Origin of the sequence: Arthrobacter sp. ok362 (assembly GCF_900102785.1) — a bacterium.
In the GTDB taxonomy this organism is placed as follows: Bacteria; Actinomycetota; Actinomycetes; order Actinomycetales; family Micrococcaceae; genus Arthrobacter.
The window spans coordinates 118381-137505 of record NZ_FNGC01000006.1 but is presented as its reverse complement, the minus strand read 5'-3'; the positions used below and the strand labels follow the sequence as shown (position 1 = coordinate 137505).

General features: G+C 66.5%; 18 protein-coding genes, 2 tRNA genes and 1 other RNA gene. 7 read left to right on the top strand and 14 right to left on the bottom strand.

The window, feature by feature from the left end; genetic code table 11:
* Positions 1-64: 64 nt before the first annotated feature.
* From ettA to BLQ10_RS09835, 3 genes are all read right to left on the bottom strand, one after another.
* On the bottom strand, positions 65-1747 hold the full coding sequence (gene ettA / locus BLQ10_RS09845; RefSeq protein ID WP_091561249.1) for an energy-dependent translational throttle protein EttA: 1683 nt from the start codon (positions 1745-1747) through the stop codon (positions 65-67).
* 154 nt (positions 1748-1901) lie between these two features.
* Positions 1902-2468 (bottom strand): DUF6993 domain-containing protein, encoded by a 567-nt coding sequence (locus tag BLQ10_RS22725; protein WP_254785495.1) that lies wholly within the window; start codon positions 2466-2468, stop codon positions 1902-1904.
* 70 nt (positions 2469-2538) lie between these two features.
* Complete coding sequence (locus BLQ10_RS09835) at positions 2539-3117, bottom strand: single-stranded DNA-binding protein (protein WP_091561244.1); 579 nt, start codon at positions 3115-3117, stop codon at positions 2539-2541.
* Between the two features lie 240 nt (positions 3118-3357).
* Here BLQ10_RS09835 and BLQ10_RS09830 point away from each other — a divergent pair.
* Positions 3358-3430: transfer RNA gene (locus BLQ10_RS09830), tRNA-Arg, on the top strand.
* Positions 3431-3494: 64 nt separating this feature from the next.
* On the opposite strand, the gene BLQ10_RS09825 is transcribed toward BLQ10_RS09830, so the two are convergent.
* Entirely contained in the window at positions 3495-4511 is a 1017-nt protein-coding gene (locus BLQ10_RS09825; RefSeq protein WP_091561241.1) for a magnesium and cobalt transport protein CorA, read from the bottom strand.
* Between the two features lie 195 nt (positions 4512-4706).
* On the opposite strand from BLQ10_RS09825, the gene BLQ10_RS09820 reads away from it, so the two are divergent.
* Positions 4707-5237 (top strand): LapA family protein, encoded by a 531-nt coding sequence (locus tag BLQ10_RS09820; RefSeq protein WP_091561239.1) that lies wholly within the window; start codon positions 4707-4709, stop codon positions 5235-5237.
* Between the two features lie 25 nt (positions 5238-5262).
* Positions 5263-5928 (top strand): GNAT family N-acetyltransferase, encoded by a 666-nt coding sequence (locus BLQ10_RS09815; protein WP_091561236.1) that lies wholly within the window; start codon positions 5263-5265, stop codon positions 5926-5928.
* Here the strand turns inward: BLQ10_RS09815 and map are convergent.
* Complete coding sequence (gene map / locus BLQ10_RS09810; RefSeq protein WP_091561233.1) at positions 5891-6658, bottom strand: type I methionyl aminopeptidase; 768 nt, start codon at positions 6656-6658, stop codon at positions 5891-5893. The two genes, BLQ10_RS09815 and map, sit on opposite strands and share 38 nt — an antisense overlap.
* A gap of 128 nt (positions 6659-6786) precedes the next feature.
* Positions 6787-8412 (bottom strand): polyprenol phosphomannose-dependent alpha 1,6 mannosyltransferase MptB, encoded by a 1626-nt coding sequence (gene mptB / locus BLQ10_RS09805; protein ID WP_175558556.1) that lies wholly within the window; start codon positions 8410-8412, stop codon positions 6787-6789.
* A gap of 168 nt (positions 8413-8580) precedes the next feature.
* Between mptB and orn the strand changes: the two genes are divergently transcribed.
* The 4 genes from orn (at position 8581) to def (ending at position 11445) form a co-directional block, all read left to right on the top strand.
* Positions 8581-9213, top strand: a complete 633-nt coding sequence (orn, locus tag BLQ10_RS09800; protein WP_091561231.1) for an oligoribonuclease — start codon at positions 8581-8583, stop codon at positions 9211-9213.
* A 194-nt stretch (positions 9214-9407) separates the two neighbouring features.
* Positions 9408-9480 (top strand) — tRNA-His (locus tag BLQ10_RS09795).
* Between the two features lie 198 nt (positions 9481-9678).
* The gene (locus tag BLQ10_RS09790; protein WP_175558555.1) at positions 9679-10833 is read left to right on the top strand and encodes an acyl-CoA dehydrogenase family protein; all 1155 of its coding nucleotides are present in this window, start codon (positions 9679-9681) and stop codon (positions 10831-10833) included.
* A gap of 39 nt (positions 10834-10872) precedes the next feature.
* Positions 10873-11445, top strand: a complete 573-nt coding sequence (def, locus tag BLQ10_RS09785; protein ID WP_091561229.1) for a peptide deformylase — start codon at positions 10873-10875, stop codon at positions 11443-11445.
* Positions 11446-11594: 149 nt separating this feature from the next.
* Here def and BLQ10_RS09780 read toward each other — a convergent pair whose 3' ends face one another.
* The 8 genes from BLQ10_RS09780 to rnpB form a co-directional block, all read right to left on the bottom strand.
* The gene (locus BLQ10_RS09780; protein WP_091561227.1) at positions 11595-12305 is read right to left on the bottom strand and encodes an alpha/beta fold hydrolase; all 711 of its coding nucleotides are present in this window, start codon (positions 12303-12305) and stop codon (positions 11595-11597) included.
* 9 nt (positions 12306-12314) lie between these two features.
* A complete protein-coding gene (locus BLQ10_RS09775) occupies positions 12315-12773 on the bottom strand; it encodes a DUF1579 family protein (protein ID WP_091561225.1) in 459 nt (152 codons plus the stop codon).
* 77 nt (positions 12774-12850) lie between these two features.
* On the bottom strand, positions 12851-13723 hold the full coding sequence (ppk2, locus tag BLQ10_RS09770; protein ID WP_091561222.1) for a polyphosphate kinase 2: 873 nt from the start codon (positions 13721-13723) through the stop codon (positions 12851-12853).
* 168 nt (positions 13724-13891) lie between these two features.
* Positions 13892-14689, bottom strand: coding sequence for an HNH endonuclease family protein (locus tag BLQ10_RS09765; RefSeq protein WP_091561221.1), 798 nt, complete (start codon positions 14687-14689; stop codon positions 13892-13894).
* A gap of 108 nt (positions 14690-14797) precedes the next feature.
* Entirely contained in the window at positions 14798-15007 is a 210-nt protein-coding gene (locus tag BLQ10_RS09760; protein WP_091561218.1) for a hypothetical protein, read from the bottom strand.
* A gap of 91 nt (positions 15008-15098) precedes the next feature.
* Positions 15099-16589, bottom strand: coding sequence for a glyceraldehyde-3-phosphate dehydrogenase (locus BLQ10_RS09755; protein ID WP_091561217.1), 1491 nt, complete (start codon positions 16587-16589; stop codon positions 15099-15101).
* Positions 16590-16820: 231 nt separating this feature from the next.
* Positions 16821-18488, bottom strand: a complete 1668-nt coding sequence (locus BLQ10_RS09750; protein WP_091561215.1) for a GMC family oxidoreductase — start codon at positions 18486-18488, stop codon at positions 16821-16823.
* A gap of 150 nt (positions 18489-18638) precedes the next feature.
* Positions 18639-19032: RNase P RNA component class A (rnpB, locus tag BLQ10_RS09745), an RNA gene on the bottom strand.
* Between the last annotated feature and the right edge of the window lie 93 nt (positions 19033-19125).

Below are 19125 nucleotides of genomic sequence, written 5' to 3'. Positions count from 1 at the left end.
TCACGGCACACAAAAAGCCGGCTCCCCGCGCGGGGAGCCGGCTTTTTGGTGGTGCTTGCGGGGCTTAGTCGCGGGTGAGGCGGCGGTGCGTCACGCGGTGCGGCTTGGCCGCGTCCGGGCCCAGACGGTCCACCTTGTTCTCCTCGTAGGACTCGAAGTTGCCCTCGAACCAGTACCACTTGGACGGGTTCTCCTCGTCGCCTTCGTAGGCCAGGATGTGGGTGGCCACCCGGTCCAGGAACCAGCGGTCGTGCGAGACGACAACGGCGCAGCCCGGGAATTCGAGCAGGGCGTTTTCGAGGCTGCTGAGGGTTTCGACGTCGAGGTCGTTAGTCGGTTCGTCGAGCAGCAGCAGGTTGCCACCCTGCTTGAGGGTCAGCGCCAGGTTGAGGCGGTTGCGCTCACCACCGGAGAGTACCCCGGCCTTTTTCTGCTGGTCCGGGCCCTTGAAGCCGAAGGCGGCCACGTAGGCGCGGGAAGGCATTTCGACGTGGCCGACCTGGATGTAGTCGAGGCCGTCGGACACGACTTCCCACAGGGTCTTGTTCGGGTCGATGCCGCCGCGGCTCTGGTCGGCGTAGGAGATCTTGACGGAGTCGCCGATCTTCAGTTCGCCGCCGTCGAGCGGTTCCAGGCCCACGATGGTCTTGAAGAGCGTGGACTTGCCGACGCCGTTGGGCCCGATGACCCCGACGATGCCGTTGCGGGGCAGGGTGAAGGACAGTCCGTCGATCAGGGTGCGGTCATCGAAGCCCTTCTGGAGATCCTTGGCTTCCAGCACGAGTCCGCCGAGGCGCGGTCCCGGCGGGATCTGGATCTCTTCGAAGTCGAGCTTGCGGGTGCGGTCCGCCTCGGCAGCCATTTCTTCGTAGCGGGCCAGACGGGCCTTGGACTTGGTCTGGCGTCCCTTGGCGTTGGACCGGACCCATTCGAGTTCCTCGGTCAGGCGCTTGGCCTGCTTGGCGTCCTTCTTGCCCTGGACTTCCAGGCGGGCGCGCTTCTTCTCCAGGTACGTGGAGTAGTTGCCTTCGTACGGGTAGAGGTGGCCGCGGTCCACTTCGGCGATCCACTCGGCCACGTGGTCAAGGAAGTACCGGTCGTGGGTGACGGCCAGGACGGCGCCGGAGTAGCTGGAGAGGTGCTGCTCAAGCCACAGCACGCTCTCGGCGTCGAGGTGGTTGGTGGGCTCGTCGAGCAGCAGCAGGTCCGGCTTCTGCAGCAGGAGCTTGCACAGCGCGACGCGGCGGCGCTCACCACCGGAGAGCAAGGTGACATCGGCATCGGCCGGTGGGCAGCGCAGTGCGTCCATGGCCTGTTCCAGCTGGGAATCGATATCCCAGGCGTCAGCTGCGTCGATCGCTTCCTGCAGCTGTCCCATTTCCTCGAGGAGGGCATCGTAGTCAGCATCAGGGCTGGCCATTTCCTCGGAGATCTCGTTGAAGCGCAGGATCTTGCCGTAGATTTCGCCGACGCCTTCCTGGACGTTGCCCAGGACGGTCTTGTCTTCGTTCAGCGGCGGCTCCTGCAGCAGGATGCCTACCGTGTAGCCGGGGCTGAGCCGGGCCTCACCGTTGGAGGGAGTGTCCAGGCCCGCCATGATCTTCAGAATGGTGGACTTACCGGCACCATTCGGGCCGACAACGCCAATCTTGGCCCCCGGGAAGAAGGACATGCTTACGTCATCAAGGATGAGTTTCTCGCCGACAGCCTTACGGGCCTTGGTCATTGTGTAGATAAATTCCGCCATGCCTACAAATCTAGTGGTTCGGCCGGGATAACTCACATTTTGTGAGCGGCGATGCGCCCCCGGACGGCCCGGTTGCCCGAGCCATTGCCCCTGTAGTTGCCTCAGTGGCCCCCGGGCTGCACCCGCAGGCATGCCCGGCCATGGGCGGATCGGTTCAGTCCTGAATGCCGACGAGGCATCCGCCCGAGGCCAAGACAGGCAGCACGCTGACCGCGACGCCGCCGTTGCGGATCTGGGCAACGATGCAGTTGCCGCCGTCGCGCACGCCGGCCTCGACGGCGTCGGCAGCCAGGCCGGTTGGCGTCCGGCCGGCAGTGACTTCCACGGCGCCGGCCGCAATCCCGGCGTTTACCAAAGACTCGCGGATGCTCGCTGTCTGGGGCTGGCCCCCGCCGCGGACGGCCGCATTCAGGATGGACTCGACCTTGGATTTCATGTCGGGTCCGGATGCCCCTGTCCCGGCGGCACGCGTCGGCCCAACCGGCGCCGGCGGCGCAGCGTAAGGCGCGCCTTCAGGATGCCCGGCTCCAGAGGCCCCGGCGCCGCTGCCACCGGCCGGCGCCGCACAAGCGGAGGCCGCGAGCAGGAGCACCACGGTTGCGACCGCCGGAACGGGCCGGCCGCGGCGGCGTGCGGCCCCGCCCGCGGCGGTAGCAGCGGGCGCCGCTCCCGCAGCGGTGGCCGCCGCCGCGCGTCCTGCGACGATCCTGGGGTGTTGCATCCGGCAATTCTGCCACGCTGTGGTGCCCCGATCCGGTGTCCCCCGGCATTGCCCGCCGGTCCCCCGGGATTCAGGCTGCGGCGCCTTTCAGTTCGCCGGTTTCCTGGTCCACCTCCTCTTCCTCACCGCTCGCGTCATCGATGAAGGTCACATGGCTGTCGGCGCCGCCGTCGCCGTCCCCGCCGGCATCCCCGCCTGTATCTCCGGACTGGCTCTGCGGTCCGGCGTCGTCGCCGTCCCCGCTACCGGGCGTACCAGGGGCACCGGATCCGGCGGCCGCCTGGCTTCCGGCCGCGGCTGAGCGGGTGAAGTTGGCCGACCCCCACATGAGGTCGTGGCCGACTGACTCCGCATCAATTTCGGCGACGTGGTAGACCCTTCCGTCCTTTTCCCAGCTGCGCATCTTCAGCCTGCCGACGACGATGACCCGCTGGCCTTTCTTGACGCTGCAGCCGATATTGCCGGCCAGTTGCCGGTATCCCTGGACAGTGAACCAGTTGGTGTTGCCATCCACCCAGGTGCTGGAGCCGCGGTCGTAGCGGCGCTCAGTGGCGCCGAGCCGGAAGGACGCGGTGGCCACGCCACCGGGGGTGGTCGCACTTCTAATCTCCGAGGCGACGAAGCCACGGACCGTAATGTTGTCGCTCATTCTCATGTCCTGTCTCGAATTGTCGTGCCCTGCCGGGCAGTTCCAGCTTCCCGCCGCGGACCGCCGCCGGGGAGGGCCCGTCTATGCCATGTGGAAAACTGGCGGCCTGCAGTGGCGTGGCCCTGTTGGGGAGTGGTCCGGGCCGCAGGACCGGCCGCCGGCCAGCGTTGACCCCCACCGGCCGTCCGGCACTGTAAACTTTTTGAGGCGTCCCCGGCAGCAGCCGGTGGGTGCCACCGTGCCCCAGTAGCTCAGGGGATAGAGCAGCGGCCTTCTAATCCGCCGGTCGGGGGTTCGATTCCCTCCTGGGGCACAAGAGAGCGGCTCTGACCTGCGACAACGCAAGGTCAGGGCCGCTTCTTATTTCAACCTGGGCGTCAGATCCACTTGTTGTGTTTGAACGTCAGGAACAGAATCCCGCCCATGCCGATCATGAGCGCGAGTGCCATCGGATAGCCGAAGATCCAGTCGAGCTCGGGCATCGCGCGGAAGTTCATGCCGTAGATCGACGCGATCAACGTCGGTGCGAACAGGATGGCAGCCCACGACGAGATCCGCTTGACCTGCTCGTTTTGGGCGAAGCTCGATTCCGTCAGGAGCCGCATTTCGTCGTTCTGCCGCTGGGCAACGAGGGCTGCGTTGACGGCCAGCGCGTTTTGCAGCAGCGCACGGAAGGCAGACACCCGCTCCCCCAGCCGGATGGCGTGGTCCAGGACGTCCCGGAAATGGTCCTGCAGTTCGACATCCGGCACCCCGTCCGGTCCGCTGCCCATGAGGGTCTGCAGGATTCCGGCAAGAGGGGCTGTCGCACGCTGGAACGTGATGACTTGGCGGGAGAGTTCATAGATCCTGCGCGAAACGCCGGGATCGGCAGCGAACAAGTCGTCTTCGATTTCATCGATGTCGTTTTCAAGCCCCGCGGCCACCGGCTCGTACTCGTCCACCACCTGGTCCAGAATCGCATACAACACCGCATCCGGTCCGAGTGCCAGGAACTCCGGCTCGGATTCCATCCGCCGGCGCACCCGCGCCAGATCGGGAGACTCCGCCCGGCGGACAGTCACCACAAAGTCCGGGCCGGCGAACACATGGATCTCGCCGAACTCGACCTTCTCCACCTCGTCCAGGTACCGGGCAGGCCGCAGCACCAGGAACAACGTCTCGCCGTAGTGTTCCAGCTTGGCCCGCTGGTGGCCCGCGAGCGCGTCCTCCACGGCCAGGCGGCTCAGGTCAAATTCCTCGGCCACCGAGCGCAACTCGTCAGGTTCGGGCCGGTATAGCCCGATCCAGGCCATGCCCTGGCGCTGCCGGAGGAGGAAATACGTCTCCTCGAGGTCTTCCGGGTCGGCGGTCCGGTGACCGTGCACATAGACGGCGTTGTCAATAATGGTCACGGCTGCGCCTCCTCTTCAAGGCAATCCCATGGCTGTGACGTTATACCGTGCCCGGGCCGGTGCCAACAGCCCGATTCCCGGACACCCCGCCAGCCATCAGCACGCTTAGTCATCAGCACGCTTAGTATTGAGTTGACGGGCAGCCCGCCAGGGGAAGTTTGTGCGCCCCGCCCGCAATCGAAAGGTACGGCCGCTATGACCGAGACACCCCGCAGGTTCGATCCCAACAGTCCCGACGATGCCCTGACGACCCAGTCCCAGGGCGCCGCTGACGCCACATCCGGGCCCGGTTCCGGGTCCGGGACCGCCGAGGCTGGCGACTACACCGAAGCCCCGTCGAGCAGCCCCGATCTTGTTTCGGGGGCACCTTCGGGGGCGCCCGCTGCCGCACCGGCGGCGCGCACTGAAACTTCCCGTGCAGAGGCACCCGCGGCGCAGGGCCCTGCCCCGGAACCGCGCAAGGTCACCCGCACGGGAATGGTCTGGGTCGCGGTTGCCTGTGCGCTGGTGGTGTTGATCCTGCTCATCGCCTTCATCCTGCAGAACCAGGAATATGTGCAGGTGAAGTTCTTTGGCCTCGAAGGGTCGGTCCCGCTCGGCATGGCATTGTTCATCGCGGCCGTCGGCGGCGGCGTGCTGGTCGCCATCGCCGGAGCCGCCCGGATCATTCAACTGAGGCTCGCCGCGCATCGTGTCCGCCGACAGGCCAGCACGCGCACGCGCTAAAGCCGCCAGGCGCTACCCTCTTTCCATGGGCGAAGCACAACCCCGGCGGCAGGCAGCCATTATCACCGCCGCGGCGGACTGGCCCGACGTCGAGCGCCTCTTTGGCGTCCGCGGCGAACCCTCACGCTGCTGGTGCCGGTTCTTCGCCTTGACCGGCGCCCAGTGGTCCGCGTCGACCCCGGAGGAGCGGAAGGTCCAGTTGCGGGACAAGTTCGACGCCGGCCAGCCGGCGCCCGGAGTCCTGGCCTTCCGCGACGGGAATCCAGTGGGCTGGTGCGCCGTCGAGCCCCGCGGATGCTATCCGAGGATCCTGCGCTCGAAGGTTCTGACGTCGACCCCTGACGTGGCCCGGGATCCTGGCGGGAACCAGTTGTGGTCGGTCAGTTGTTTCGTCGTCTCCCCCGGCCAGCGCCGGACCGGCGTGGCGGGGGCGCTGCTTGCAGCCGCCGTCGAGCACGCCTTCGCCCACGGCGCCGCGGTGGTGGAGGGGTATCCGGTCGATCCCGTGCAACGGCCCAAGGCGGGGCCGGCAGACCTCTATCACGGCACGTTGGGCCTCTTCCTGGCGGCGGGGTTCACAGCGGTCAGCGGCGCCGTGCCGGGACGCGCCGTCGTCCGCCTGACGGCGCCCGGTCCGGCGCCCACCGCGGGCCCTAGGGCAGTGTCAGGGTCACGGGCCCGTCCCCGGTGACGGCCACGGTGTGCTCGCTGTGCGCGGCTCGGCGACCGTTCGCTGAACGGAGGGTCCATTCGTCGTCGTCATGGTAGTAATCGTCCTTGCGGCCGAGAATCAGCATCGGCTCGATGGCGATGACCAGGCCCTCGGTCAGTTTGATGCCGCGGCCGGGCCGCCCGTCGTTGGGCACGTGCGGCTCGGCGTGCATGGTCCGGCCGATCCCGTGGCCGCCGTGGTCGGCAAGCAGCCCGTAGCCAGCCCGGCGCGCTGCCCCGCCAATCGCGTAGGCGAGGTCCCCCATCTTGTTCCCGATCCTCGCCGCGTCGATCCCCCGGGCCAGCGCGGCGTCCGTGGCGTCGATGAGGGCCTGGTCCACCGGGTCCGCGGTCCCCACGATGAAGCTGACGGCGGCATCGCCGCACCAACCGTCCAGGAACGCGCCGCAGTCCACGCTCAACAGGTCCCCGTCCTGCAGCCTGTACTCGTTGGGGATGCCGTGCACGACGGCGTCGTTGACGCTCGTGCAGATGACCCCGGGAAACGGCACTGACGCCCACCGCGGCCGGTAGTTCAGGAACGCCGGCGTGGCGCCGGCGTCGGCGATGGACGCCGCGGCGACCTCGTCCAGTTCCTTGAGCGAGACGCCAACGGCGGCGGCCTCCCGGACCCGCCCCAGCGTGTTGGCGACCACCCGGCCCGCCTCGCGCATCAGTGCGATTTCTTCAGGACTCTTGATCATGGACATGGGATTCCTTCCGACGCGGAGCCGCGGCCTGCAGGCTTCAACTCTAAAGCCCGGCGCAGGATGTCTGCAGCGGCACTGGGACGAACTCGCCCGCGCTCCCGCAAAGAGGCGCTGGGGAACCTGTTGGCCTAGATGATCGGCCGCGTGGTGACCGGCTCCTCCGACTTGCTGAACAGCAGCTTGGTCTTCGGGTCCAGGAAGATCAGGTACAGGGCAAACAGCAGGGCGATGATCGCCGCGGCGTTGCGGGCCAGCGCCAAGGCCAGGCCCAGGTCCGCGGTCTGCAGGTACGGGAAGACGTCCAGCTGGTCCGAGATCGCGTACACCATGAAGAAGGACACGATGAAGTAGAGCGCCTTGACCTGCCAGTCGTCGCGGATGCCGGTGACGGCAAAGAGCGGGATGAGCCAGACGATGTACCAGGACTGGATCATCGGGGACAGGAGCACGACGGCGGCGAACGCCAGGGTGAGCCGGCGCATCAGGCGGTCGTAGTCACCGCGGAAGATCTGCCAGGCGACGATCCCGACGGCGAGCAGTTTGCCGGCGTCGAACGCCCACTTGGCCAATCCCCAGCCGTCGAGCCCGAAGGCGTTGGCGATGGAGGCCACGATCAGGCCCATCAGGCCAACGGGCGCGTACCAGATCCAGATGCTGCCCGGGGCGGACAGCCCGTTGATCCAGCCGAAGCCGAAGCCGTTGACCCGGCTCATGAGGTACAGCAGGGCCAGGCTGATGCCGGCCGTGAGGGCCCAGAAGACGAACTTGCGCGGCCAGCTGGCGCCCTTGCCCGCCCAGAGCAAACCGATGAACGGCAGGAAGACGACCGTGATCGGCTTGACCGAGATGGACAGCGTGACCAGCACGATCCCGAGGATGACCCGGCGGGTGGCGCAGTAGTAGAGGCCGGCCAGGGCAAGGCCGATCATGAGGGAGTCGTTGTGGACGCTGGCGATGAAGTTGGTGAGGAACAGCGGGTTGGCTGCCGTCAGCCACAGGGCCCGGTTCGGGTTCACGCCGTGCAGCTCGGCCAGTTTCGGCACGTAGATTACGCACAGGACGACGCCCACGAGTGCGGCCACCCGGAACAGCATGATGCTGCCTTCGGGGTGCACGTTGGTGGCCCAGACCACGAACTGTTCGATCCACAGGAACAGCTGGCCGTACGGGACGGGTGCCTCGGTCCACATCCTGTCGGCGCCCAGCTGGAAGTAGTTGGACAGCGCCGAGATGCCGTTTTCGTAGGGGTTGAAGCCCTCCACCATGAGCCGGCCCTGGCCGATGTACGCGTAGACGTCGCGGCTGAACAGCGGCACGGAGAACATCAGCGGCAGGCCCCAGGCCACCGTCGCCTGGAGCGTGGCCTTGCGGGCGCCGGCTCCCCACACCCGGACGCGCTGGCCGAGCCGCAACCAGGCGCGGACCAGCAGCATGCCGCCGAAGGCCAGCAGGACAATGGACAGGGCGACGCCGAGTGCCTCGGTGCGCATCCAGATGAACAGTGGAACGCGGCGAAGCTCGGATGCCGGTGCCAGCCAGCCGACGCCCATCGAACCGATCGTCATGAACAGCGATCCGAGGAACCCGGCAAGGATCGGGGACCGGGGGTTGTCGACGTCGCCAACGGCACCGTCCCCCAACGGGGTGAGCGCAGCCGGGCCGGGCGCAGGCCGGCTGGAGGCAGAGGGGCGGGTCGTGGACGTGCGGGACGTACCGGCAGCCGTTTCCCCCGCCGCAGGCACAGGCGCCGTCATGTCAGGATCGTCCAATCTGTTGGGGCCATGTTTCCGCCCACAGCCGGCCGCATAGTCCGGCCCGGGGCGCCGCGTTTGCGAAATAAGTTGACGAAATAATTCGACGGCCGCGTATCCGAAATCCTAGCACCGGACGGCTCTGTGGCGTCGGAACGGTAGGCTGGGCGGGTGCCTATTACTAACGAACGCATCGTCTGGATCGACTGCGAAATGACCGGCCTGGACACCAAGAATGACGCCCTGATCGAGGTGGCCGCCCTGGTGACCGATTCGGAGCTCAACATCCTGGGCGACGGCGTCGACGTCGTGATCAAGCCCGACGACGCCGCGCTGGCCCAGATGAACGACTTTGTCCGCGACATGCACACGCGGTCCGGCCTCCTTGAAGAGCTCCCGCACGGCAAGACCATGGCCGAAGCGCAGGCAGCCGTGCTCGACTACATCAAGAAGTGGGTGCCGGACCCCAGGAAGGCCCCGCTCGGCGGCAACTCCGTGGGCACCGACCGCGTGTTCCTGGTCCGCGATATGCCCGAAGTGGTGGAGCACCTGCACTACCGGGTCATCGATGTGAGCACCATCAAGGAACTCTCCCGCCGCTGGTTTGCCCGGGCCTACTTCCAGTCCCCCGCCAAGCTGGGCGGGCACCGGGCCCTCGGCGACATCAAGGACTCGATCGACGAACTCCGGTATTACCGCGAGGCCGTGTTTGTCCCCGCGCCGGGCCCGGACAGTGCCACGGCGCAGCGAATCGCCAAGCGCGTCATGGGCGGCGAAGCAGCCGCGCCCACCCCAGCGGAGTAGCGGCACGCCGCCGCCAGCACCTGCACCGCCGGCACCCCGCAGGGACGTGGCGCAGAAAAGTAATCTGCGCCACGTTTCGCGGAAATTTTGGGGAAAATCGCAAAAGTGGCAAAACCATCCCCAAAGAACAGGTAAGCTATTTGTCGTTGCCTTTCCAGCCAGCCGGTTCGCCGGAGGGCCTGATACGGCACATGGTGGGCGTAGCTCAGTTGGCAGAGCGCCTGGTTGTGGTCCAGGAGGTCGCGGGTTCAACCCCCGTCGCTCACCCTCATGAAGGACGGCAGTGATTGTCCGACCTTTTCCAAAGGCCGCACCGGATATCCGGTGCGGCCTTTGTTGTCTGTACCGTCTTTTGTGTCTGTGTCCGTGTCTGTGCCGGTGCTCGATCGCCGCTGTACGGGCCGGCCGTGGAGGATTGGGAATACGGCGCAGTTGTCCCGGGATCTGTCATTGGAAGGAAACGCAGTGAAGCGCAAGCTCTTTGAAGAAGACCACGAGATGTTCCGTGAGATGGCCGCCGAGTTCAACCTGCGCGCGGTTGCCCCGCACTACGCCCAGTGGGACGAAGACCACATGATGTCCCGGGAACTGTGGTCGGCGGCCGGCGAACAGGGCCTGCTGGGCCTCGCCGTGCCGGAAGAGTTCGGCGGCATGGGAATGTCCGACTTCCGCTTCCGGGCAGTGCTCGACGAAGAATTCGCCAAGAGCAACCACCTCGCGGTCGGCCTCGCGTTCCACCTGCACGACGACCTGGTCCTCCCCCACCTGCTGGCCTACGGCTCCGATGACCTCAAGGCCCGCTGGCTGCCGGGCATGGTCTCCGGCGACAAGGTAACCTCGATCGCCTGGACCGAACCGGGGGCCGGCTCTGATCTGCGCGGCATCCGTACCAAGGCCGTGCGCGACGGCGACGAGTGGCTGATCAGCGGCCAGAAAACCTTTATCGGCAACGGCATCTCCGGCGACGCCTCCCTGGTCCTGGCCCGCACCGACGGCGGCACCGGACGCGGAAGCCACGACTCGTTCTCGCTCTTCATGGTTCAGAAGGGCGAGGGCTACAACACCGGCAAGCAGCTGGACAAGATGGGCCTCAAAGCCTCCGACACGGCTGAACTGTTCTTCGACAACGTCCGCGTCCCGCACGCCGATCTCGTGGGCGAGGAAGGCAAGGGACTGCAGTACGCTGCCGAACAGCTCCCCCAGGGCCGCCTGGCGATCGCCGTGGCCAGCTCCGCCGTCGTGCGCGCCACCTACGAGGCGACCGTCCGCTACGCGAAGGACCGCAACGCGTTCGGCGAGCGGATCATCGACTTCCAGAACAGCCGTTTCGAACTCGCTGACATCCTCACGGAGGTTGAGGTCACCGAAACCTACGTGGACCAGGCCATCCTCGCATTCAACGCCGGGGAGCTCGACGCCGCAGGCGCTGCCCGCGCCAAGCTGTGGGCATCCGAGCGCGCCAAGTCCGTCACGGACCGCTGCCTGCAGCTGCATGGCGGCTACGGCTACATCCTGGAATACCCGGTGGCCCAGGCCTACCTCGCCGCCCGGCTGCTGACGATCTTCGGCGGCACCAACGAAATCATGCGCGACGTCGTCGGCCGCACCATCGCCGGCTGAGACGCCGCGTCTCCAACAGCACCTGAGGAACCCCCTGACATGACCGTCCTGCCCATCACGATCTGGGGCGAGCCCGTGCTGCACCGCCGGGCCGCGGAAGTCGAAGTCTTCGACGACGAGCTCCGCACCCTGATCGCCGACATGTTCGAGACCAACGACGCCGCCAACGGCGTTGGGCTGGCCGCTCCCCAGGTGGGGGTCGGCAAGCGGCTCTTCGTGTACAAGTACGACAACGACGACGGCGCCCCGCCCACCGGCGTCGTGGTCAATCCCGTCCTGACACTTTCCAAGATCTCCGGCGCGCTGCCGGACCCCGACGAGGAAGAGGAAGGCTGCCTGTCCTTCCCAGGCGCCCAGTATCCGCTCAAGCGGGCGGAGTGGGCGAGGGTCCAAGGCTTCGACGGTGACGGCAAGCCGGTGGAATTCGAGGCGACCGGCTGGTTCGCCCGGGTCATCCAGCACGAGTACGACCACCTCGACGGCAAGCTCTACGTGAACCGGCTGATCGACCGTTATTCGCGCAAGGCCATGAAGCAGGCCAAGCGCAGCGGCTGGGGCGTTCCGGGCCTGACCTGGATGCCGGGCGTGGATCCGGACCCGTTCGGCCACTGACGGCAGCCAGGCGGGGCTGCACGCGGATTTTCCCCACCTTTGACGCCTAAGCGCAGGAAATCGCCGGCGGTTTGGCGGGACGCGCCGGCGGCGGGTCCCAAAGGTGGGGAATTTCGGCGGAATCCTCGGTTCTGCAGTGACGTGGCCGGCTAGTTCCCCGCGGTGCGATCCACGGCGGCCAGGATGGCGGCGCCGAGCTCGGCGGGTTTGGTGAACTGCGGCCAGTGACCGGTGGGCAGGTCCACGTATTCGACGTCGCGGATCCGTGCGAGCTCCGCCACATACGGGTGGCCCCCGGCAATCATTTCCCTCAGCATCGAGGAGGGGAATTCGCAGGCGATGACGGTGGCCGGGACCTCGAAACGGCGTTCATCCCTGAGCTGCTGCCGGTCCCGGGCCACGCCCCGAGGCTGCGGGACGGCGCGGGCCCGGAACATGGCGCGCAGGTCGTCAGTCAAGTCGGTGAGGTCCGCGTCTTCGAAGAAGTCCCACGGCGGCAGCGGCACGTCCTCGCCGTCGGCCGGGAGTTCGTCGTTGATGAGACCACCGTCGGCGAGCGGACCGCTGTCCACGTAGATGGCCCGGGCCACCCGGTCCGGGCGGGCATCGACGGCGCCGTGGATGATGGCACCGCCGCCGGAGTGGCCCACAAGGACCACGGGCGCATCGAAGGAATCGATCTTCGCCGCGACGGCGTCGATGTGGGTGCGCAGGCCGATGCCGGCGCGCGGCGCATCGGCCGACTCCAGACCCGGCAGCGTCAGCGGGTAGACCATATGCCCGGCCGCGGTGAGCGGCGGGGTGACCTCCTCCCACGACGAGGCGTCCAACCAGAATCCGGGTACGAGGATGACGTCCATGCCGGTACCCTACCGCTCGAGTACCAGCTCCACCACCTGATAGGGGTCCTCAGCTGGGACGACGTTGTGCATGGTGATGCGTCCGCCCTGGCCCTCCCCCGGGTCGATGTGGATCTGCCAGCCCCAGTCCGGGCCGGTCGGCGCCGCGTAGGAGCCGTTGAGCCGGAGCACACCGTCCCCGTCCACGGTCCCGGAGAACTGCATCAGTGCCCTGCCCGTGTGCCAGGAGTCCACCCACACCGCAGTCGCGGGCTCGGCGTCGGACGGTCCGCCGGCCAGGAGCAACAGGCCTTCTTGTGGGCTGTCGCCGTCCGACCAGGTGTAGGCGAGGCTCGCGAAGTGCGCCGCGGCCACCTGCACTGTGGCGGTGGCCGCCGAGTCCTTGTAGTCGTCCGTGGGCATGATCCGGGAGCGGTTTTGTCCCTGCCAGGTGCCAAGCAACGGCTTTATGTATCGCACAATGTCCATGCTGCAGTGTACTGAGCAAGTCAATTGAGTACCCTCACCCAAGCCACGCCGCGCCCCGGTGGGTGTTCGCCTCCCGCTCAGTCCTCGGCCGGCTTTTCCAGGCTTGCCGCGAAGTCCGGGACATAGCGGAACAGTTCCCGCGGCGGGCGCGTGTAGTTGACGGCCTTCGGCCGCTCCGGCAAGGTCACCGGCTCTGTCCGTACTTCGCTGTATTCGATGCTGGAGAGCAGGTGGGCGATGAGGTTGATCCTTGCCCGGCGTTTGTCTTCGGCTTCCACCACGTACCACGGTGCTTCCGCGGTGTCCGTCTGCACGAACATGTCGTCCTTGGCCCGCGAGTAGTCTTCCCACCGCAAGATTGCCTCCCGGTCCATCGGCGAGAGCTTCCATTGCCGCATGGGATCATCCAGGCGGGATTTGAACCGCCGCTCCTGTTCCGCATGGCTGATCGAGAACCAGTACTTGAAGAGCAGGATGCCGTCCTGGATGAGGAGCCGTTCGAAAACCGGGCACTGCGCCATGAAGCGTTTGTGCTCCGCCGGGGTGCAAAAGCCCATGACGTGTTCGACGCCGGCGCGGTTGTACCAGGAGCGGTCCATCAGGACGATTTCCCCGGCGGCGGGGAGATGCGTCACATAGCGCTGGAAGTACCATTCACCGCGTTCGCGCTCCGTCGGCGCCGGCAATGCGACTATCCGGGCAAACCGCGGATTTAGATATTCGGTGACCCGCTTGATCGCGCTTCCCTTGCCGGCGGCGTCCCGACCCTCAAAAATGACCAGGACCCGCGCCCCGGTGCTCCGGACCCACTCCTGGAGGGCAACCAGTTCTGCTTGGAGCCGGAGAAGTTCGGCCTCGTAGATTCCGACGTCGAGCCGGGCCGGCCGCCGTGCGGAGCCCTTCTTGTGCCCGGCGTGCCCCTTGCCAGAACCGTCTGTGCGATGTGCCATGGTTTCCGTTCCAGTATTCCGGCGGGCGGTTGTCCCGCCGCGCCCATTCTCGCCCGGTAGCAGAACGGCTACAAGGGTCCCCCAGCCCGGAAGCCGCGACGGGCGGAACCCGTTTGCTTAGGGCCATGAATCCCTCCGCAGGGGACGGCAGGACAGGACACGGTGCCGTCACCGGGGAACGATCGTCCGTTGCTCGGGGCACGAGGTGAGGATCCGTTTCATCGCCTCCTTCTCCGCGGGAGTGACCCACAGCCGGTAGGCCGCCTTGACGGAAATCTGGCGGGCCACGTAGTGGCAGCGGAATGCCTTGTTGGGCGGCAGCCAGGTGGCGGCGTCGGAGGCGCTTTTATCCTGGTTGGCGGGACCGTCGACGGCGATCAGGTTGAGGGGATCGTTGGCCAGGTGTTCGCGCTGCTGCGCGGTTAGCTGCTGGGCGCCCTTTTGCCACGCGTCGCCCAGGGCCACGACGTGGTCGATCTGCACCGCTGCGCTGGTCTCGGCGCCGCGCCGGAAAGCGATCATGCGGCCGGTGTAGGGTTCCTGGAATGTGCCGCCGGCCACCTGGCACCGGGAGCCGCTGACGAATTCGGCGGCCGTTAGGTCCCGGCGGAGGATATCGTTGCGCGTATCGCAGCCGTTGCGGTCGACGTCGAGCCAGGCCTGGCCGAACGCGCCCCGGTCATAGTTGTCCTTGGCCGACCGCCCCTTGACCGCGAGGGTGTCGAGCACGCCGGCGGCACGTCCCTCCGGCACGGCCAGGACGGGGTCCACCGCGTTCATCCATCGGCCGGCAAGCACAGGGGCCTCGCTGGGGCCCCTGGTCTGCGGCTCCGCGGCGGCAAACTGGCCGGCGGTGAAGAACCAGGCCAGGCCGCCGAGGACGGTCAAGCCGGCCGCGGCCAGGACAATCCACGCCTGGCGGGAGCGGCGCCGGGCGCGGCGGAATTCCGTCCACGTGACGGTCATGAGGGCGGCCGCTGGCGGCGTTCTGGCTGCACGCCCTGAGCCTACGCGGGCCCTCCGACACCCGGGAGGTCGTCCACAGTGTTGGGGACAGGTGGCGGAATTCCGGGGCTATTGTTCCCGCGTGACCCGTTTCAGGTCTTCGTTGGCCAGATCCAGCAGGTCCTGGAGCTGGCTCACCCTGTCGTCGTTGACTTCACCGGCCCCGCGTTTGACGATCGCGTCGTCCAGCAGCCGCTTCGCTTCCTTCGCGTTGCGCCGTGCGACATCCAGCGCGTGTTCCAGTGTGGTCTCGTGTTCAAGAGCCGGGTTCTGTTCCATGGCTCCATTGTGGTTCCCTTTCCCGGCCGATTCCAGTGCATCGGCCGGGAAAGGAGGACCATGTCCCGGTCAGGGGCATCGAGCCCGCGGACTAGACCTCTACGGGCAGCCCGGCGGCCTCGAGGATGGAGGCGGCGTCCTTGGCGGGGAACGACGGCGGGTTGACCCCGGCCATTTCCTCCATTACGCGGACCACCTGGCAGCTGTAGCCGAACTCGTTGTCGTACCAGACATAGAGCACGAGGTTCTTGTCGTTGGAGATCGTGGCCAGGCCGTCGACGATGCCTGCCCGGCGCGAGCCGACGAAGTCCGTGGAGACGACCTCGGGCGAGTCGATGTAGTCGATCTGCTTGCGCAGCTCGGAGTGCAGCGACATTTCCCGCAGGTAGTCGTTGACTTCGTCCTTGGTGGTGCCGTTTTCCAGGTTCAGGTTCAGGATGGCCAGCGACACGTCCGGGGTGGGGACGCGGATGGAGCTGCCCGTGAGCTTGCCGAGCAGTTCCGGCAATGCCTTGGCGACGGCCTTGGCGGCACCGGTCTCGGTGATCACCATGTTCAGCGCGGCCGAACGTCCACGGCGGTCGCCCTTGTGGAAGTTGTCGATCAGGTTCTGGTCGTTGGTGAAGGAGTGGACTGTCTCCACGTGCCCGTGCACCACGCCGTAGCGGTCGTTGATCGCCTTGAGCACGGGGGTGATGGCGTTGGTGGTGCAGGAGGCCGCCGAGACGATCGTGTCCGAGCCGGCGATGGTGCCGTGGTTGATGCCGTGCACGATGTTCTTCAGCTCACCCTTGCCCGGGGCGGTGAGGAGAACGCGGGCAACACCCTTGCTCTGCAAGTGCTGGGACAGGCCCTCGGCGTCGCGCCAGCGGCCCGTGTTGTCCACGACGAGCGCGTCGTGGATGCCGTAGGCGGTGTAGTCCACCGTGGAAGGGTTGTCCGAGTAGATGACCTGGATCTGGACGCCGTTGGCTGTGATGGTGTCGTTTTCGAGGTCCACCTTGATGGTGCCTTCGAAAGAGCCGTGGACGGAGTCGCGGCGCAGCAGGCTCGCGCGCTTGCTGAGGTCGTTGTCGGAACCGCGGCGGACCACGATGGCGCGCAGGCGCAAGCCGTGGCCGCCGCCTGCCTTTTCGATCAGGAGCCGGGCCAGGAGCCGGCCGATGCGGCCGAAGCCGTAGAGGACGACGTCGGTGCTGGTGCGGTCGTCGCCGCCGCGCTTGCCGACAACCTCGGCGAGTTCCTCGCGGAGGAATGCATCCAGGCTGGCGCCGTCGCCCTCGGCGCGGTACTTCTCGGTGAGGCGGGCAATATCGATGGCCGCTGCGCCGAGGTCCAGCTTGGTCAGGGCCTCCAACAAGGGGGCCGTTTCCTCGAGGCGCAGTTCTTCCTTGCTCATCCGGCGGGCGAAGCGGTGGGCCTTGAGGATATTCATGGTGGACTTGTTGATCAGGCTGCGTCCGTGGATGGAGGTCACCACGTTGTTCTCGCGGTACAGCCGGCCGATCACGGGGATCATGGCCTCGGCGAGTGCCTCACGGCCCATCCACGTATCAAGACAAGAATCTGACGTCTGGCTCACAGAACTACCTTCCTAGAATCCACCCCCTACGTCCTCGTAGGGGGAAGTCGGCCGCCGGAGGGTGTCCGGTACCGGGCACCGGCGGGGATTCGGTCCACCCCGGGCGCCTCATCGAGCGCAAAGAAAAATCCGCCGGCTGCGAACGCAGACCCGGCGGCAGAACTTCTACGTTCACCATCAATTCTACGGGCGGCCCGGCAGGGTGAGGTGCCCTGTTGCGCGTGAAATGACTCACACAGAGTCTGGGGACCTATAGGAGCGGGCGAAACCACCCACGCCGGGTGTCAGCGTAGCTGCGTCTTCGAGGATCATGTCGACGGCTTTTTCCGCGATCATGATGGTGGGCGCCTGCGTATTGGCACTGATCAGGCGGGGCATGATCGAGGAGTCAACCACGCGCAATCCCTCCAGCCCATAGACCTTCAGCCGCGGGGAGACGACGGAATCATCGGTGGTACCCATGGCGCAGGTGCCGACCGGATGGTAGGAGGTCCGTCCGTAGGAACGCACGAAATTCACGTACTCGTCGCGGGATGTAACCCGTGAGCCGTCGCCGATGTGCTCCTTCTTGATGAAGACTGCCATCGATGACTGCTCCATGATCTGGCGGCTCTGCTGCACGCCGGCGATCGTCATCTCGAGATCGTAGTCGTCCGCGAGGAAATTCGGATCGATGAGCGGTGTCATTGTGGGGTCTGAGGACGCGACGCGAACTGTCCCCCGGCTGCGGGGGCGCAGGAAGTACGAGTTCAGCGTCGCCCCGAATCCGGGTCGCAGCGACGCTATGCCCGGCTCCGACCTCGCCGCCGGCAGGAAGTGGAACTGCAGGTCCGGGGTCTTCTCGTTTTTGTTGGCATAGCTGAAGCCACCGGCCTCGACAAGGTTGGACGCGAACGGTCCCGAGCGGAAGGTCAGGTACTCGAGGCCGGCCAGAACCGTCGCCGGGCGGACGCGATTGAACCGGTCCAGGCTGTGGTCGTTGGTGAGTTCGTAGATGATGTCCAGGTCCAGGTGGTCCTGCAGGTTCTTCCCGACGCCCGGCAGCGCATGGAGAACGTCAATGCCGGCGGCAGCAAGGTCTGCCGGGTCGCCAATACCTGAAAGCTGTAGCAACTTCGGAGATCCAAAAGCGCCGCTGGCGACGATCACCTCACGCCGTGCGGTGTAGGTTCGCGCCACTCCACGTTCGATCGCCTGGATGCCGACGGCGCGGCCATTCTTGATGACCACCTTTGAGACGGTCACATGGACGCGAACAGTGAGATTGGACCGCTTGCGCGCGGGTTTCAGATAGGCGACGGCTGCGCTGCACCGGCGGCCGTTCTTGGTGGTGGTCTGGTAGAAGCCGACGCCGAGCTGCTCGGCACCGTTGAAATCGCTGTTGTAGGGCAGCCCGAACTGCTGGCCTGCCTGCACGAATGCCGCCGAGAGCGTGTGCGGACGCCGGAGGTCCGAGACGCCGAGCGGTCCTTGAGTTCCGTGGTGGGGTCCTGAGAGTCTGGAGTTTGACTCCGAGCGGACGAAATACTTGGACACCTCGGCGGCGGACCAGCCCTCGCACCCGTAGTCCGCGACCCAACCGTCGTAGTCCTCGTGCACGCCCCGGGTGAAGACCTGGGAGTTGATGGACCCGCCGCCGCCGAGCCCCCGGCCTTGAGGGAGCGGGATGCTACGGCCGTTGCTGTGCTTTTGCGGAACGCTGTTGTACGCCCACTGATATGGGCCTCCCTTCAGTCTCGGGAAGCCCGCGGGCACGTGGATGAAGGGATGGCGGTCGGATCTGCCTGCCTCGAGCAGAAGCACGCTAACTGAGGGGTCTTCACTCAGTCTGCCGGCCAAGACGCTGCCGCCGGTCCCACCCCCGGCGATGACGTAGTCGTACGATGCGTCGTTCGGCACGTTGGCTCCTCAACCATCAATCATTGCACCGATGTGAAGCGTTCATTGAAGTCTCTGCTCCCGCCGAAATGATGTCAAGCATTCATTTCAGCCTGGATCTCGCATGCTGGCGGCTCGCGGCGGGGCGGACAGGGCTGCCGGGAGTGTGTGTGGATGGGTTGACCGATACGCCGGGTTCTGTGTTCCCGCGCTGTTACCGGCGCGGGAGTAGCGGCCATCCATCTACGGACGCCGTTGCCGACGCCCTCCAGCGGCCTACCCGAACACTCGGGCGAGCAGCCCTCAAACGTGTCCTGTCTGGCCTTGCTCCGGGTGGGGTTTACCTAGCCTTCCCGGTCACCCGGGAAGCTGGTGGTCTCTTACACCACCGTTTCACCCTTACCTGCCCTGCGGCCTGTGCAAGCACACGCCGCACGCAGGCGGTCTGTTCTCTGTGGCACTGGCCTGCGGGTTACCCCGAGTGGGCGTTACCCACCACCCTGCTCTGCGGAGCCCGGACGTTCCTCGAGCCACTTGCGTGACGCGCGGCCGCCTGGTCAACCCATCCGCTGTTCATTCTACGTTCTCCCGGCCGGCGCAGCCGCACCGCGGCCTTTTGGGGCGGTCGGTGGGAGAATAGGAGCAGGACTCCTGCTAG

What these genes read in the sequence shown, in the direction of transcription:
- ettA (WP_091561249.1), bottom strand. Translation starts at nt 1,747, where the DNA reads ATGGCGGAATTTATCTACACAATGACCAAGGCCCGTAAGGCTGTCGGC.
- BLQ10_RS22725 (WP_254785495.1), bottom strand. Translation starts at nt 2,468, where the DNA reads ATGCAACACCCCAGGATCGTCGCAGGACGCGCGGCGGCGGCCACCGCT.
- BLQ10_RS09835 (WP_091561244.1), bottom strand. Translation starts at nt 3,117, where the DNA reads ATGAGCGACAACATTACGGTCCGTGGCTTCGTCGCCTCGGAGATTAGA.
- BLQ10_RS09820 (WP_091561239.1), top strand. Translation starts at nt 4,707, where the DNA reads ATGACCGAGACACCCCGCAGGTTCGATCCCAACAGTCCCGACGATGCC.
- BLQ10_RS09815 (WP_091561236.1), top strand. Translation starts at nt 5,263, where the DNA reads ATGGGCGAAGCACAACCCCGGCGGCAGGCAGCCATTATCACCGCCGCG.
- map (WP_091561233.1), bottom strand. Translation starts at nt 6,658, where the DNA reads ATGTCCATGATCAAGAGTCCTGAAGAAATCGCACTGATGCGCGAGGCG.
- mptB (WP_175558556.1), bottom strand. Translation starts at nt 8,412, where the DNA reads ATGACGGCGCCTGTGCCTGCGGCGGGGGAAACGGCTGCCGGTACGTCC.
- def (WP_091561229.1), top strand. Translation starts at nt 10,873, where the DNA reads ATGACCGTCCTGCCCATCACGATCTGGGGCGAGCCCGTGCTGCACCGC.
- BLQ10_RS09780 (WP_091561227.1), bottom strand. Translation starts at nt 12,305, where the DNA reads ATGGACGTCATCCTCGTACCCGGATTCTGGTTGGACGCCTCGTCGTGG.
- BLQ10_RS09775 (WP_091561225.1), bottom strand. Translation starts at nt 12,773, where the DNA reads ATGGACATTGTGCGATACATAAAGCCGTTGCTTGGCACCTGGCAGGGA.
- ppk2 (WP_091561222.1), bottom strand. Translation starts at nt 13,723, where the DNA reads ATGGCACATCGCACAGACGGTTCTGGCAAGGGGCACGCCGGGCACAAG.
- BLQ10_RS09765 (WP_091561221.1), bottom strand. Translation starts at nt 14,689, where the DNA reads ATGACCGTCACGTGGACGGAATTCCGCCGCGCCCGGCGCCGCTCCCGC.
- BLQ10_RS09760 (WP_091561218.1), bottom strand. Translation starts at nt 15,007, where the DNA reads ATGGAACAGAACCCGGCTCTTGAACACGAGACCACACTGGAACACGCG.